Origin of the sequence: Prescottella agglutinans (genome assembly GCF_004011865.1) — a bacterium.
Taxonomy (GTDB): domain Bacteria; phylum Actinomycetota; class Actinomycetes; order Mycobacteriales; family Mycobacteriaceae; genus Prescottella; species Prescottella agglutinans.
Genome location: NZ_RKLP01000012.1, coordinates 201,083 through 215,259 on the forward strand (window position 1 = coordinate 201,083; position 14,177 = coordinate 215,259).

The window sequence follows — 14,177 nt, forward strand, 5'->3', positions numbered from 1 at the left end:
GAGTTCCCGTATTGTTTGGTTCTGTGACATCGGATACTCGCGCCCTGGCCAGCGACCTGTCCCTTGCGGTGGTGCGACTGACGCGCCACCTGCGGGGACGGCGAAGCGAGGCTCAGGTGTCGCTGACACAGCTGTCGGCGCTGGCAACGCTCAGCGCCGAAGGCTCCATGACTCCGGGTGCGTTGGCCGCGCGGGAGAAGGTCCAGCCGCCGTCGATGACCCGGGTCATCGCCTCGCTCGCGGATCTCGGACTGGTCGATCGCACACCGCATCCCACCGACGGGCGGCAGATCATCGTGTCGCTGTCCGACGCCGGCCACGCCCTCATGGAGAGCGAGACCCAGGCCCGCGAGGCCTGGATGACCGAGAAGCTGTCGCACCTCGACGGCACGGACCTCGAGACCCTGCGTGACGCCGTCGCCATAATCACCTCACTGGTCGAGAACGACTGAACGACAACCGAAACCTGGGTCCGAACGCGTTCGGACCCAGGTTTTTTCGTTCGCGATCGGCGAGGTCAGAAGGTGCTCGGAAGATCGGTCGGGCGGGTGTCCGGGGTGCGTGACTCCACCGACACCGTTCGTGATTCCAGTTCCGCACCGCACTCGCTGCAGGCGAAGCGTGGGGTGAATCCGTCGCCACATGTGGTGTGCGTGAACGTGATCGCATCGCCCTCGGGGGCGGGGAACCACCGCTGGCCCCACGCGATCATGGACACGACCACGGGGAAGAAGGCCCGGCCCTTCTCGGTCAGGTGATAGGTCATCCGGTCGACCCGTTCGGTGCTGGGGGATTCGCTCAGAACACCGAGTTCGGTGAAGGTGCGCAGTCGGTCCGCCACGATCGTCGGCGACGACTGCATCCGCTCGGCGAACTCGCTGTAGCGCCGGGCGCCGAACAGCGCGGAACCCAGCATCGCGGCCGACCAGCGGTTGCCGATGAGTTCCATGGTCTGCGGAAGCACGTGCGGCGAACGCGCGGCGCCGCTAGATCGCCGTCGGCTCGAGGCCGCGGGGACACTGCGGGTCCAACCGCCGCTCGGCCCCATCTCGGCGACGACGTCGCGGGCGCCGGCGGGACGCCCGCACGAGACGCACTCGAGGCGCGGGGTGAAGTGCCGGTCGCACGTAGTGTGGCGCATCTGCGGGAGCACGCCCTGATCGGGCGCCCACTGCAGTTCCCAGGACCACACCGACAGCAGGATCGACCACAGTTCCTGACCGCACGCGGTTCGTCGGTACTCGTAGCGGGGCGGCTTCTGCTGATACTGGATACGGTCGAACAACCCCGCGTCGGTGAGCGCGGCCAACCGCGAGGACAGGACGGCGTGCGAGATTCCACCGGCGCCCATCCAGTCGCGGTACCGCTTGGCGCCCTGGAAGGAATGGCGGAGGATCCACAGGTTCCACTCGTCTCCGAGCAGTCCGATGGCCACCGCGATGGCGTTGTCTCCGCCCGGGGCGAGCATGCGCCCGGCGGTCGGAGTCGCGGACTCCACGTCGGGTGCATGCTCGTCGGACATCTCGAAAACTATAGTCCCGGGCGGTCGAGACCCATCGCCTCCGCGGGGTCGTCGCTCGTCCGCCACCGGGGGAGCGCGGAACCCGGTGCCCACGTCGAATGCGTGCCGCTGGAGATGCGCTCCGGCAACCGGATCCGGGCCACCGGGCCGTCCGCGACCCGGGCGGCGTCGAACACCAGGCACTCCGACAGATCCTCCTGGACGTTCGAGACGATCGTCACCAGGTATCCGTCGTCCTCGCTGTCGGCGCCGACGCGGGGGGCCATCGCGGTCTCGCTGCCGAACACGCCCTCGCCGAACGCGTAGCGTTCCTCGCTTCCGGTGACGGTGTCGTGCTTGACGAGGCCGTCGAACAGGAACCAACCGGGGAGACCGGTTGCGGCGTAGGTGTAGCGGTGGGGCCGACCGCCGTGACGGGGGTTGATCATCCCGAACTCGGTCACGGTCTCCGAGAGCCGCTCCTCCCGGACCTCCCCGGTGCGCAGGTTCAGCCGCCACCGGTGCAGGTGCGTGCCCATCCGGTCGAGTGCCAGGAAGCGGAACATCCGCTGGTAGACACCGCCCTCGCCGGTGTCTTCGGGTTCGGGGTTCTCCTGGTGGAACCCCTCGAGGACGATCTCGTCACCGGCCTCGTACGCGTTGGTCCAGTGCAGGACGTACGTGGGATCGGCCTCGAACCAGCGGATCTGGTCGGAGGTTCCCCGGCGCGGGATCACCCCCAGCCGCAACGGGATGTCCGGGTGGAAGCGAGAGACGTACCGGCCGGCCTCGAGCGCCTCGGGCAGCCAGAACAGCGGGCAGTCGTTGAGGATCGCGTAGTTCTCGGTGAAGGCCATGTCGTGCGGCAGGCGCGGCCCGGGCAGTTCGATGTCCACGTAGTGGGCGAGGCGGTCGTCGGAGTCGACGACGCCGTAGTGCATGTACGGGGCGTCGGTGCTGTAGTTGAAGAACAACAGTTCCCCGGTGCGGTCGTCGACCTTCGGATGCGCCGAAACCCCGAGGGACGTCGGGAACTGTCCGTTCCACGTCGCCTTGCCCACCGTCTCGAGCGTCGCCGGGTCGAGCTGGTACAGGTCGCCGCACTGCCAGAAACTGCTGAGCGCCATGCCGTTGTGCACCACGACGTCGGTGCTGGACGCGTCCTTCATCCGGCCACGGGCGCCCCAGCCGTCCTGGCGGATCGAGCGTTCCGGGTGTTCGGCGATGCCCGCCCACAGTGGACCGCCCGCCGCCTGCTCGGCCAGGAAGCCGTCGGTCCTGACGAAGCGGTTGCGGTAGAAGGCCTTTCCGTCACGGAAGCCGACCGCATGGATCATGCCGTCGCCGTCGAACGGGTGGTAACGGCCCTCCAGGGCCGGGTGCACCGGATTCTCGGTGTTGCGCAGGTAGACCCCGTCGAGGTCGGCGGGCAGTTCGCCGACGACGTCCAGATCGTCGGCACTGCGCTCGACGGTCTGCGGGCGCCACGCGCCGGTGCGGTAGGGATGGTCGTCGTCCGCGGGCAGTGTCGTCAGCGCGCGCCCGAGCACCTCGATGTCCATGTTCTCCTCCTCTTCCGATCAGTGTCCGACGACGAAACTTGCTGTCGTCGAGGTGCTTCCGCCGAAGTTCAACATCGCCGCGCGGCGGGCGCCGTCGACCTGGTTCGCGCTCGCCCGGCCGGTCACCTGGCGGTGGCAGTCCAGCAGCATCCGCACCCCGGTCGCGCCGACCGGGTGCCCGACGCCGAGGAGGCCGCCGCTGGGATTCACCGGGATGCGGCCGCCGACCTCGAGATCGCCCGCCTCGACGGCCCGCCAACTCTCGCCGGGCGGCGTGATGCCGAAGTGGTCGATGGCGAGATACTCGCTGACGGTGAAGCAGTCGTGCGTCTCGATGAGATCGAGGTCGTCGACGCCGGTGATCCCGGCGCGGGCAAAGGCGTCGCCGATGGTGTCGCGCACGTGCGGGAACACGTACTCGTCACGCGCGCTGCGCGAGAACTTCTCCGCCAGGGGCAGTGCCACGGTCCGGTGGCCCCAGCCGAGGATGCTCGACTGCCGCGCCGGGTCGCGCTGCACCGCCGGGTGGTCGGCGCGGACCAGGACGACGCCGGCGGCACCGTCGGTGAGGGGGCCGCAGTCCGCCTTGCGGAGACGGCCTTCGACCGGCGGGTTGGCCACCGGATCGGCGCTGAACGACGCCGCGTCCCGCGCCCAATCCCGCGTCTGTGCGAGGGGGTTGCGGGCGGCGTTGCGCGCATTCAGTTCCGCGATGGCCCACAGGTGCCGGTCGTCGAGACCGTACCGGCGGTCGTACTCGTCGGCGACCTTGCCGAACATGTACGGCCACATGAACTTCGCGTCCGTCCCTTCGCGTCCGGCCCACGCCGCGGTCCCCATGTGCCGGGCCCCGAGGTCGCCCGGCACGGTCTTCTCGAGTTCGGCCCCGATGACCAGGGCGCAGTCGTAGCGGCCGGACTCGAGGTCCGCCATCGCGGCGAGCACCGCGAGTGATCCCGACGCGCAGGCGCCCTCGTGCCGGGTGGCGGGGACGCCCCACAGGCCGGGGACCACCGTCGGCGGCATGGCGCCCAGGTGCCCCTGGCCGGTGAAGAGTTGACCGAAGGCGTTGCCGACGTGGACGACGCCGATGTCGCCGGCGTCGAGTCCGGCATCGGCCAGGGTGCCCTCGACCACCTCGCGGACCAGGTCCGTGACGTCGAGCCCCTCACGGGGGAAGTTGCGTGCGAAATCCGTTTGGTAGCCGCCGATTATTCGAATCGTGTCGGTAGTCATGTAAGCCGCTCTCTGCTGAGGGTCTTGCGGTTCTGCGGGGTCCAGACTACAACTAGCAGAGTGATGCAGACCACTCAACCGTTCGGAAGGCCGGTGGTGACATGACGCGGGCGTTGGTCTTCGACGCGGTCCGGCTGCCGCGGGGGCGGGTGCGCCGGGACGGCGGGACCCTCGCGCAGATTCCGCCCCACGCGCTGTTCGCGCAGCTCCTCACCGCGCTCGAGCGGCGCGGTCTGCGGGCCGCGGACGTGGACGACGTCGTCGTCGGGATCGCCACGGTCACGGGGGAGCAGGGCGGCAACCTGGCCCGTGCCGCCGCGCTGTCCGCCGGGTGGCCCGACACCGTCGGTGGTGCCGTGGTCTCGCGACTCTGCTGCTCGGGAATCGAGGCGATCGGCACGGCCGCGGCGAAGGTCGTTGCGGGGCAGGCCGACGTCGTCGTCGCCGGCGGTGTCGAGTCCATGTCGCGAGTGCCGATGCTCTCCGACGCCCCCGCGATCGCCACCGACGACGACCTGGGCGAGCGCACCGGATTCGTCACCATCGGCGTGTCCGCGGACGCCACGGCCGCCGCGTTCGGATTCACCCGTGACCAACTGGACGAGTTCGCGGCCGAGTCGCATCGGCGGGCGGCGGCCGCTCCGGCGTCGGATTCGGTGGTGCCCGTGACACGGTCGGGCGAGGTCGTCCTCGCGGCCGACGAGGGCGCTCGCCCCGACGCGACCGCGCGACAGTTCGCCGAGCTTCCCGCCCTGTTCGGCGACGATCCGGCGTGGGAGCGAGTGCTCCGACGCCTGCCGCAGTCGGCGAAACCCGAGCGCGGTCTGCACTCGATCGCGACGGCGCCGCAGCTGGCCGACGGCGCCTCCGCCGCCGTGATCGCTTCCCCCGACGCCGCGAACGACCGGCTGAGCGGCCGGGAACCGGTCGCGGAGATCCTCGCCGTCACGCACCGGTCGGTCCGCTCGCCGCTGCTGAGCGCGCCCGTCGACGCGGCGCGAGATGCGCTGCACCGTGCGGGCATCGGGGTCGGTGACCTCGACGTCGTCGAGGCCAACGAGTCCTTCGCCGTCAGCCCGCTGCTGCTTGCCCGCGAGCTCGGTCTCGACCCGGCCCGAGTCAACCCGAACGGCGGCGCGCTCGCCGTCGGCCACCCGCTGGGCGCAACCGGCGGCAACCTCCTCGTCTCCGCCCTCGACGAACTCCGCCGCGCCGACGGCGAGCACGCCCTCGTCACGATCCCGGCCGCACTGGGACTGGGCTCCGCGCTGGTCCTGCGCCGGTTGCGCTGACGCGTCCCCTACCTCGACCCCCTCCAGACACCCGTCCGCCTCCAGGAAGGTAGCCATGTCCGAAGTGTTCACCGCGCCCGGGGTTTCCGACTCGAACCCGCGTCGTGCCGTGCTCTGCCACCCGGAAGACAAGATCCGCGACTACGTGGCCCGGGGGTGGTGGCGGGAGACCACCCTGCTGGACGCCTTCGACGGCTGGGTCCGCGCCCGGCCCGACCACGACGCGGTGTCCGATCCGACGAACCTGCCGGACCTGACGGGCATCGACGCCGAGACACTGAGCTGGAAGGCGTTGTCCGACCGCGTCGAGCGGCTCGCGGCCCGGTACCACGAGGGCGGGATCCGGCAGGGCGACGCGGTCGTGGTCCAGTTGCCGAACTCGGTCGCGCTGGTCGCGACGTACCTCGCGCTGTGGCGCCTGGGCGCCGTGGTCAGCCCGGTACCGGTCGCGTACCGGCAGCACGAGCTGTCGAACATCTGCCGCACCACCGCGGCCAAGGCGATCGTCACGGTGTCGCGCTTGCAGGACCGCGAGATGGCCACCGAGGCACTCGCCCTCGCCGACCCGGCCGACGGTGTGGAGAGCGTGTTCGTCTTCGGGCCCGACCCGGATCCGCGCGCCGTTGCGGCGGACCTTCCGGCATCGTCGGTCGCCGCGGAGGAGGCGCGACGCTACCTGGGCGAAGTGGTCCTCACGATCGGTGACCGAATCACGATCTGCTGGACCAGCGGCACGGAGGCCGCCCCCAAAGGTGTGCCTCGGTGTCACGCCGACTGGTTCGCGAGTGCGCAGGCCGCCCAGGACGGTCTCGAGACCGACGAGTCGTCCGTGATCCTCAACCCGTTCCCCATGGTGAACATGGCGGGATTCGCAGCCGCGTTCCTGCCGTGGCTGGTCGGTGGCGGGCACCTCGTCCAGCACCAGCCGCTGGACCTGGCCGTCTTCCTGGGGCAGATCGCGCGGCACCGTGTCACGCACACCTCGATGCCCCCGGCGATCCTGGCGATGCTGCTGCAGCAGGACGCGCTCCGGGAATCGGTGGACCTGTCGTCGCTGCAGCGGGTCGGCTCGGGTGGTGCGCCGTTGCCGCCCAGCGTGGTTCGTCGTTGGCAGGAAGAGTTCGGTATCGAGGTCCTCAACTTCTTCGGTTCCAACGAGGGGGTGTGCCTGCTCGGTGCGCCCGCCGACATTCCGGATCCGGCCGTCCGTGCCATGCACCTGCCGAACTACGGTGCCCCGGACCGGGAATGGGCGACGCGGGTCGCGAAGATGACGTCGGTGCGGCTGGTCGACCCGGTGACCGGCGCCGACGTCCACGCGGTCGGTGAGCGGGGCGAGTTGCGACTGAAGGGGCCGAGCGTCTTCGGTGGCTACCTCGAGGGCACCGCGGCGTCGAGCCCCTTCGACGACCAGGGCTACCTGTGCAGCGGCGACGTGTTCGAACTCGGCGGCGAGCACGGCGAGTACATCGTCTTCGTCGACCGGATCAAGGAGATCATCATCCGCGGCGGCATGAACATCGCGCCGGCCGAGATCGAGGGCCTGCTGATGGAGCATCCCGGGGTGAGCGATGTCGCGGTGATCGGCTACCCGGACGAGGTGCTGGGGGAGAAGTGTTGTGCGGTGGTGGTTCCGGCTGCGGACGCCTCGATCGAACTCGCCGACCTCGTGGACCATCTGAGGGCGAGGCAGGTGGCGTCGTTCAAGCTGCCCGAACGGCTCGAGATCGTCGAGAGCATTCCCCGTAATCCGGTGGGCAAGATCGTGCGCCGGGACCTGCGCGAGGCCCTGAGGCCGCAGTCGGCCTGAGTGCGGTGCCCTCGAACCGGGCCCGGCCATCGCCGGCCGGGCCCGGTTCGGGGCTGTCGTCGCCTGCCGGGGACTACCCGGCCGACCTGGCGCGGGCCGGGAACACCGTGTAGCTGAGGGCGATCACGCCCCACACGCCGAGCGCGACACTCAGCGTCCGGATCCAGTTCGCCAGCGCCTCGGTGCGGGACGGATCGTCCACCATGACGATCGCGGCCAGCAGCAGTCCGCACGCGATTCCCCACGCGACCACGGCCTTGCCGAACTCGCGCCACTCGCGCACGGCGCGCGCCATCCCGTGCCGGGGCGGTTTCACCGGCGCGGGCCCGCCCGCGAACCGATGGGCGAAGTGGGTGTCCGCCCACCGAATGATGCTGTGCCCGAACGCCACCGAGAAGCCGATGTAGGCGGCGGCCAGGCCGTGGCTCCAGGACGCGACGCTGCCGCTGCGGAGGTCGACGGTGGTGGCGACGAGTAGCACGACGTCGACCAGGGGAGCGCCCACGAGCAGCGCGGCACCGAGGGTGGGGCGGCGCAGCAGGTAGCGGGCGGCCAGGCCGGCCCCGAGGAACACCCAGAACAGCACCTCGCACACGACGATCAGCTGGACGATCATGCCCGCACCTTTCTAGTACGACTGTGTTAGCAATTCGGAAACTAGCACAGGTGTGTTAACTTTGGCCACGTGGTGAAACGACCCGACCCCGAGCAGCGACGCGAGGAGATCGCCGACGCCGTGCTGCGGGTGATCCGGCGCGACGGCGTCGGGGCGGCGAGCGTGCGCACCGTCGCCGACGAAGCCGGCATGTCCACCGGTTCGCTCCGGCACTTCTTCGGCACCCAGTCCGAGTTGCTGCTGTTCGCGATGGAACTGGTGACCCGGCGCGTGTACGACCGCATCGCGGGCATCGAGTTCAGCGGCGACCTGCGCGCCGACGTCCGGGTCCTGACCGAGCAGTTCGTCCCCCTCGACGACGACCGCCGCGGCGAAATGGACGTCTGGCAGGCGTTCGTGGTCGCGGCCCGGACCGAGCCGGCCCTCGCGGAGGTCCGCGACCGCACCGATCGGGAGATGTACGGCGGCTTCCTGCGGTCCACGACCGCCCTGAAGGAGGCGGGCCTGCTCAGGCCGGGAGCGTCCGCGGAGGTGGAGGCGATGCGGCTGCACGCCCTGGTCGACGGCCTCGCCGCGCACGGCGTCAACCACCCCCACCGCATGAGCGCCGACCGCATCCGCGCGGTGCTCGACGCGCACTTCGCCTCGCTGCTGACCGCGGGGAGCGCGCGCTAGGCGCCCACCGGCATACGGCACGATGGATCCGTGGTTCACGTCATCGACATCGCAGACCCCGCCGATCCTCGGCTGGACGACTACCGCGACCTCAACGCGTCGGACCGTCGGCCCGACCTGCCCGACGGCAAGGGCTTGGTGATCGCGGAGGGCGTGCTGGTGGTGCAGCGCATGCTCCCGTCCCGGTTCGCGCCGACCAGCCTGCTCGGTGTGGACCGACGGCTGGGGCAGCTGTCCGAGGACCTCGAGGGCGTCGACGTGCCCTTCTATCGGACGTCGGCCGAGGTCATGGCCGAGGTCGTCGGGTTCCACCTCAACCGCGGCGTGCTCGCCGCGGCGCACCGCCCGCCCGCGCTCGACCTCGACGACGTCCTGCGCGACGCCCGGACCGTCGCCGTGCTCGAGGGGGTCAACGACCACGAGAACATCGGCTCGATGTTCCGCAATGCGGCCGGTCTCGGCGTGGACGCGATCCTGTTCGGCACGGCCGTGGCCGACCCGCTCTACCGTCGGGCCGTGCGGGTGTCGATGGGTCACGTGCTGCGGGTGCCGTTCGCGCAGGTGCCGGACTGGCCGCGCGGGCTGAACATTCTGCGCGACAAGGGCTTCCAGCTCATCTCCCTCACTCCGGATCCGTCGGCCGTGCCGCTCGCGCGGGCCATGACCGGAGAGAGGGTCGCGGTGCTGCTCGGCGCGGAAGGCCCGGGGCTCACCGAGCACGCGATGCAGGCCACCGACGTGCGCGCGCGGATCCCGATGGCACCGGGCACCGATTCGCTCAACGTCGCCACCGCGGCCGCGATGGCGTTCTACGAGCGCATCCGGACGGCGTCGTGAGCGCCGCCGCCGCGCCCGCGCCGACTCCGTGGTCCACGGGTCTGCTCGTGAGCGGGTTCGCGGCGGTCTTCACGCTCGTCGCGGTGGTGGCGTTCGGATCCGCCCTGGGCAACATCCACCCACTGCTCGCGGTGGGCTTCAACCTCGTGGTCGTCGGCGGTGCCGCACCCACCGTGTGGCGCTGGCGGAACGCTCCGGTGTGGCGCTGGGTGGTGTACGGGGCGACGGCCGGCGTTGTATCCGGCTGGGCCGCACTGGTTTTCGGCGCCTTCTGAGGCCCGTCAGTTCTCCCTGCGGAACAGGCGGGCGAACAGCGACCGCCGGTGCGGACGCTCCTGCTCCCGTTCCGGCACCCGCTGCTGTCCTTCCGGTTCGGCCCTACGTTGCTTGTCGAGTCGCTGTACCGACTCCGGGACCTGTCCGGCCGGATAGACGGCGAACCGCGACACCGTGATCGATGCCGGGTCGAGGTCCTCGCCCAGCCAGGCGTACGGCGCGGCCTCGGCGAACTCGCCCGGACTGAACGGCAACGTCTGGGGGTCGGGCAGCACGTCGAGGAAGGGGCGTGCCGGGTGCTCACCCGCCCAGAAGGGGCGCTCCCACACCTCCGGCAGTCCCGTGTTCTCGATGATGTGCACCGGCGTCGCGCTGAACGAGCGCTTCAGTTCCGCGCCGTCCCAGTGTGCGAAGGCACCCCAGGAACCCGCCTTCGTCACCGGACTGGACGAGGACAGGTAGGTGTGCCGAAAACCGGTCGGGTGGATCCAGTGCTCCACCAGCGATGAGGGAACCGGCGGCAGCGACTCTCCCGTGCGGACGATCGACACCCCGGGAAAGCATCCGACGGCGACCTCGCCGTCCTCGAGCGATGTTGCCTCGGAAAGTGGTTCGTCACCCAGATGCGTCGCGACGAGACCCGGGTGCAACTGGACGACGAGCGCCTGCGCGGCGTCGCGGTCGGGCGCCGCGTCCCGCAGTGTCGCAGCGGGATCGGCGGCGTCTACGTACCAGAGCGTGGAAGCGTTGACCCCCGACACCGGCGTCAGCCGCGTCCGTTGCTCCGAACACCCAGCAGAACGTCGTCCCATGACGGCAGTGCCGGCTTACCGCGCTTGTCCTTGCCGGGGGTGTGCTGCGGTGCCGGCCTGGGCTCGTACGCATCGGGCTGATCGAGTTCGTCGAGTTCGTCGACCTGGTCGCTCTCGATGAACTCCGTCGAGAGATCGTCGATTTCGTTGTCCGTCAACAGAATCGACGAATCCTCGACCGTGTAGGGGTCGTGCTCGTGGTCCTGCTCGACGTCCGCCGGGCCGTACACTCCCTCGCTCGGCACGGGAGCCAGACCGCGGAGCGGGCGACCGTGGTCCGGATCGACGAGCTGAGACGCGGTGTCGTCCAGCGCGGTGATGGTGCCGCCGTGCGCGTCCGGCTGGTAGCGCCAGTGTGCGGCATTGGTGGTGCGCCCGGCCTGCCACTGCAGCTGCGCCACCCAGTGGCCGTCGTCGTCCTTCCAGGCGTCCCACGTGGCGACGTCCAGGTCGTGGCCGCGGGCGCGGAATGCCTGCGTCACGATCTCGGCGAGGGTGTCGACGGTGGGGCCGTCGGGGCGGACCGGGTGACCGGCCTGCGCCATCTCCGCCGCCCGGGAGCGCTCCAACAGCACCGGATACGCGAAGCGTTCCACCTTGGACAGCGGAACGCCCGCCTCCTCGGCGACCTGCTCCACTGAGGCGCCGGCACGGATCCGGGCCTGGATCTCGCGGGGCCGCATCTGGCTGTCCGTCTCGATCTCGATCTGGCCCAGCCTCGCGATATCGCCTCGGGAGGCGGCGCGGAGCTTGTCGTCGGCCGGGATCCGGAACTTCTCACCGGTATCGGGATCCGAACACACCACATGCGCGCCGCCAGGCTCGAGACCGATCACTCGCAGCTCTCGCACGTTGTCCTCCTCATCGCGCCGAATCGCGATCATGTCAAGATCGACTGTAATTCATCCGTGACCCGTGCGCCCGGAAAGACACGCGCGCCATATATCACCCCTACTTCGCGTTCTGCGCACTTATCGCGAGGCGACGGGTGTGATGCGCGCGACAAGTGCGCGAAACGCGCAGGGAGAGGCGCGGGGTCGACGCGCGAGATGCACCGAATGCGCCCGAGGGCGGGCACGCCTGCGCGCGCCCGCCCTCGGGTACGGAATCTCCGTGAGCTCGGTGGAGAACTAGCCGAGCTGCGAGACGACCCAGTCGATGCTCTTGGTGAGCTGGCTGATGTCCTCGGGATCGATCGCCGGGAACATGCCGATGCGCAGCTGGTTGCGGCCCAGCTTGCGGTACGGCTCGGTGTCGACGATGCCGTTGGCGCGCAGGATCTTCGCGACCGCTGCGGCGTCGACCGAGTCGGCGAAGTCGATGGTGCCGACAACCTGCGAGCGGTACGCCGGATCGGCGACGAACGGCGTCGCGTACTCGGAGGCCTCGGCCCACGAGTACAGGCGCTCCGACGAATCCTTGGTGCGCGCGGTGGTCCAGTCCAGGCCGCCGTTGGAGTTCATCCACGAGATCTGGTTCTCGAACATCAGCAGCGTCGCCAGGGCCGGGGTGTTGTACGTCTGGTCCTTGGTGGAGTTGTCGACCGCGATCGGCAGCGACAGGAAGTCCGGGGTCCAGCGGCCCGAGTCCTTGATCTCGGCGACGCGCTCGAGCGCGGCCGGGCTCATCAGCGCGATCCACAGGCCGCCGTCGGCGGCGAAGCACTTCTGCGGTGCGAAGTAGTAGACGTCGGCGTCGGCGGCGTTGACCGGCAGACCGCCGGCACCCGAGGTGGCGTCGATCGCGATGAGCGCGTTCTCCGAACCCGCCGGGCGGGTCACCGGCACGGCGACACCCGTCGAGGTCTCGTTGTGCGCCCAGCCGATCAGGTCGACGGAGCCGTCCGCGACGATCTCCGGTGCGGTGCCCGGCTCGCTCGACACGACGATCGGATCGCCGATGAACGGGTTGTTCTTCGCGACCGACGCGAACTTCGACGAGAACTCGCCGTACGTGAAGTGCTGCGAGCGCTCACGGATCAGGCCGAAGGCGGCCGCGTCCCAGAACGCCGTCGAGCCGCCGTTGCCGAGAACGACCTCGTAGCCCTCGGGCAGCGAGAACAGGTCGCGCAGACCCGACCGCACACGCGCGACGACGTCCTTGACAGGCTTCTGCCGGTGGCTGGTGCCGAACACCGAAGCGCCGACGTCGACCAGGGACTGCAGCTGCTCGGGGCGGACCTTCGACGGTCCGCAACCGAAGCGGCCGTCTACGGGCTTGAGGTCGGCGGGGATGATCGGAGTGCTCATCGGTGCGAGGTGTCCTTCTCGGTTGTGGTGACGTCCAGCTGTTTCTAGCTGTGCGAGATCTGGTCCCAGCCCTCGACCGAGTCGGGGGTGCGGGGCTCGGGGCCGGTGTAGATGGCGGCGGGGCGAACGAGCTTGCCCAGTCGCTTCTGCTCCATGATGTGCGCGCACCAGCCGGCGGTGCGGCCGCACGTGAACATCGCGGGCATCATGTGCGCCGGGACCTCGGCGAAGTCGAGGATCACCGCCGCCCAGAACTCGACGTTGGTCTCGATCGCGCGGTCGGGGCGACGCTCGCGCAGCTCGGCGAGCGCAGCCTGCTCGAGCGCGGCCGCCACCTCGAAGCGGGGCGCGTTCAGGCGCTTGGCGGTGTCGCGCAGCACCCGGGCACGGGGATCCTCGGCCCGGTACACCCGGTGACCGAAGCCCATGAGCTTCTCCTTGCGGTCGAGGATGCCCTTGACCAGCGCGCGGGCATCGCCGGTGCGCTCGGTCTCCTCGATCATCGGCAGCACGCGGGCCGGGGCGCCGCCGTGCAGCGGACCCGACATCGCGCCGATCGCGCCGGACAGCGAGGCCGCGACGTCGGCGCCGGTGGAGGCGATGACGCGGGCGGTGAAGGTGGAGGCGTTCATGCCGTGCTCGGCGGCGGAGACCCAGTAGGCGTCGATGGCCTCGATGTGCGCGGGGTCCGGGTCGCCCTTCCAGCGCGTCATGAAACGTGCTGTGACGGTGGGGCATTCGTCGATGATCTTCTGCGGAACGGCCGGCTGGTGGATGCCGCGGGCCGACTGTGCGACGTACGACAGTGCCATCACCGATGCGCGGGCGAGGTTCTCGCGGGCGGTCTCGTCGTCGATGTCGAGCAGCGGCTGGTAACCCCAGATCGGCGCGAGCATGGCGAGGCCGGCCTGCACGTCGACGCGGACGTCACCGGTGTGGACGGGGAGCGGGAACGGCTCGGCGGGGGGCAGGCCTCGGCCGAACTTGCCGTCGACCAACAGCGCCCACACGTTTCCGAAGGTGACGCGGCGTCCCACCAGGTCCTCGATGTCGACGCCGCGGTAGCGCAGTGCACCGCCGTCCTTGTCCGGCTCGGCGATGTCGGTGGTGAAGGCGACGACGCCTTCGAGACCGCTGACGAAATCCTCGGGTACTACAGCGCTGGGTGCCATTGCTCCTGGACTCTCCTCATCCGAGTGCCGCCCGTCGGAGCAGCACGTTCTTGCACTGATTGAGCCTTCGACTACTCGATCCTTCGATCCGTCCGACTTGTCCGCGCGCGTGGGCGCTTCGTCCGTGCTCGGTCCGCGG

At 70.1% G+C, this 14,177-nt stretch carries 14 protein-coding genes; 6 read left to right on the plus strand and 8 right to left on the minus strand.

The window, feature by feature from the left end; all coding sequences use genetic code 11:
- The first annotated feature begins 23 nt into the window (after positions 1-23).
- Entirely contained in the window at positions 24-452 is a 429-nt protein-coding gene (locus EGT67_RS21745; RefSeq protein WP_127918180.1) for an Rv0880 family HTH-type transcriptional regulator, read from the plus strand.
- A 65-nt stretch (positions 453-517) separates the two neighbouring features.
- Here EGT67_RS21745 and EGT67_RS21750 read toward each other — a convergent pair whose 3' ends face one another.
- Genes EGT67_RS21750 through EGT67_RS21760 form a run of 3 tightly spaced genes read right to left on the minus strand, consistent with a single transcriptional unit; the run spans position 518 to position 4,299 of the window.
- Positions 518-1,522, minus strand: a complete 1,005-nt coding sequence (locus EGT67_RS21750; RefSeq protein ID WP_241566170.1) for a winged helix-turn-helix transcriptional regulator — start codon at positions 1,520-1,522, stop codon at positions 518-520.
- An 8-nt stretch (positions 1,523-1,530) separates the two neighbouring features.
- The gene (locus EGT67_RS21755; RefSeq protein WP_127918181.1) at positions 1,531-3,063 is read right to left on the minus strand and encodes a carotenoid oxygenase family protein; all 1,533 of its coding nucleotides are present in this window, start codon (positions 3,061-3,063) and stop codon (positions 1,531-1,533) included.
- 18 nt (positions 3,064-3,081) lie between these two features.
- Complete coding sequence (locus EGT67_RS21760) at positions 3,082-4,299, minus strand: acetyl-CoA acetyltransferase (RefSeq protein ID WP_127918182.1); 1,218 nt, start codon at positions 4,297-4,299, stop codon at positions 3,082-3,084.
- Between the two features lie 101 nt (positions 4,300-4,400).
- On the opposite strand from EGT67_RS21760, the gene EGT67_RS21765 reads away from it, so the two are divergent.
- Complete coding sequence (locus tag EGT67_RS21765) at positions 4,401-5,591, plus strand: thiolase family protein (protein ID WP_127918183.1); 1,191 nt, start codon at positions 4,401-4,403, stop codon at positions 5,589-5,591.
- A 55-nt stretch (positions 5,592-5,646) separates the two neighbouring features.
- Complete coding sequence (locus tag EGT67_RS21770) at positions 5,647-7,401, plus strand: class I adenylate-forming enzyme family protein (protein ID WP_127918184.1); 1,755 nt, start codon at positions 5,647-5,649, stop codon at positions 7,399-7,401.
- 73 nt (positions 7,402-7,474) lie between these two features.
- On the opposite strand, the gene EGT67_RS21775 is transcribed toward EGT67_RS21770, so the two are convergent.
- Positions 7,475-8,017: a hypothetical protein gene (locus tag EGT67_RS21775; protein WP_127918185.1), complete on the minus strand. Its 543-nt coding sequence runs from the start codon at positions 8,015-8,017 to the stop codon at positions 7,475-7,477.
- A gap of 69 nt (positions 8,018-8,086) precedes the next feature.
- Between EGT67_RS21775 and EGT67_RS21780 the strand changes: the two genes are divergently transcribed.
- The 3 genes from EGT67_RS21780 to EGT67_RS21790 are packed head-to-tail and all read left to right on the plus strand — an operon-like array spanning position 8,087 to position 9,804.
- Positions 8,087-8,692 carry a TetR/AcrR family transcriptional regulator gene (locus EGT67_RS21780; RefSeq protein ID WP_127918186.1) on the plus strand — a complete coding sequence of 202 codons (606 nt, stop codon included), beginning with the start codon at positions 8,087-8,089 and terminating at the stop codon, positions 8,690-8,692.
- Between the two features lie 30 nt (positions 8,693-8,722).
- The gene (locus tag EGT67_RS21785; protein WP_127918187.1) at positions 8,723-9,529 is read left to right on the plus strand and encodes a TrmH family RNA methyltransferase; all 807 of its coding nucleotides are present in this window, start codon (positions 8,723-8,725) and stop codon (positions 9,527-9,529) included.
- Positions 9,526-9,804 carry a DUF2537 domain-containing protein gene (locus EGT67_RS21790; protein ID WP_127918188.1) on the plus strand — a complete coding sequence of 93 codons (279 nt, stop codon included), beginning with the start codon at positions 9,526-9,528 and terminating at the stop codon, positions 9,802-9,804. Before EGT67_RS21785 ends, EGT67_RS21790 begins: the two co-directional genes overlap by 4 nt.
- 6 nt (positions 9,805-9,810) lie before the next feature.
- Here the strand turns inward: EGT67_RS21790 and EGT67_RS21795 are convergent, their stop codons facing one another.
- The 4 genes from EGT67_RS21795 to EGT67_RS21810 form a co-directional block, all read right to left on the minus strand.
- Positions 9,811-10,566 carry a DUF6928 family protein gene (locus tag EGT67_RS21795; protein WP_127918189.1) on the minus strand — a complete coding sequence of 252 codons (756 nt, stop codon included), beginning with the start codon at positions 10,564-10,566 and terminating at the stop codon, positions 9,811-9,813.
- 5 nt (positions 10,567-10,571) lie between these two features.
- The gene (gene sepH / locus EGT67_RS21800; RefSeq protein ID WP_206612458.1) at positions 10,572-11,468 is read right to left on the minus strand and encodes a septation protein SepH; all 897 of its coding nucleotides are present in this window, start codon (positions 11,466-11,468) and stop codon (positions 10,572-10,574) included.
- A 279-nt stretch (positions 11,469-11,747) separates the two neighbouring features.
- Positions 11,748-12,866, minus strand: coding sequence for a phosphoserine transaminase (gene serC, locus EGT67_RS21805; protein ID WP_127918191.1), 1,119 nt, complete (start codon positions 12,864-12,866; stop codon positions 11,748-11,750).
- 44 nt (positions 12,867-12,910) lie between these two features.
- On the minus strand, positions 12,911-14,038 hold the full coding sequence (locus EGT67_RS21810) for a citrate synthase 2 (protein WP_127918192.1): 1,128 nt from the start codon (positions 14,036-14,038) through the stop codon (positions 12,911-12,913).
- Positions 14,039-14,177 lie beyond the last annotated feature (139 nt).

Coding starts and splice junctions, on each gene's coding strand:
- EGT67_RS21755 (WP_127918181.1), bottom strand. CDS start 3,063: ATGGACATCGAGGTGCTCGGGCGCGCGCTGACGACACTGCCCGCGGAC.
- EGT67_RS21750 (WP_241566170.1), bottom strand. CDS start 1,522: ATGTCCGACGAGCATGCACCCGACGTGGAGTCCGCGACTCCGACCGCC.
- EGT67_RS21760 (WP_127918182.1), bottom strand. CDS start 4,299: ATGACTACCGACACGATTCGAATAATCGGCGGCTACCAAACGGATTTC.
- EGT67_RS21765 (WP_127918183.1), top strand. CDS start 4,401: ATGACGCGGGCGTTGGTCTTCGACGCGGTCCGGCTGCCGCGGGGGCGG.
- serC (WP_127918191.1), bottom strand. CDS start 12,866: ATGAGCACTCCGATCATCCCCGCCGACCTCAAGCCCGTAGACGGCCGC.
- EGT67_RS21775 (WP_127918185.1), bottom strand. CDS start 8,017: ATGATCGTCCAGCTGATCGTCGTGTGCGAGGTGCTGTTCTGGGTGTTC.
- EGT67_RS21810 (WP_127918192.1), bottom strand. CDS start 14,038: ATGGCACCCAGCGCTGTAGTACCCGAGGATTTCGTCAGCGGTCTCGAA.
- EGT67_RS21770 (WP_127918184.1), top strand. CDS start 5,647: ATGTCCGAAGTGTTCACCGCGCCCGGGGTTTCCGACTCGAACCCGCGT.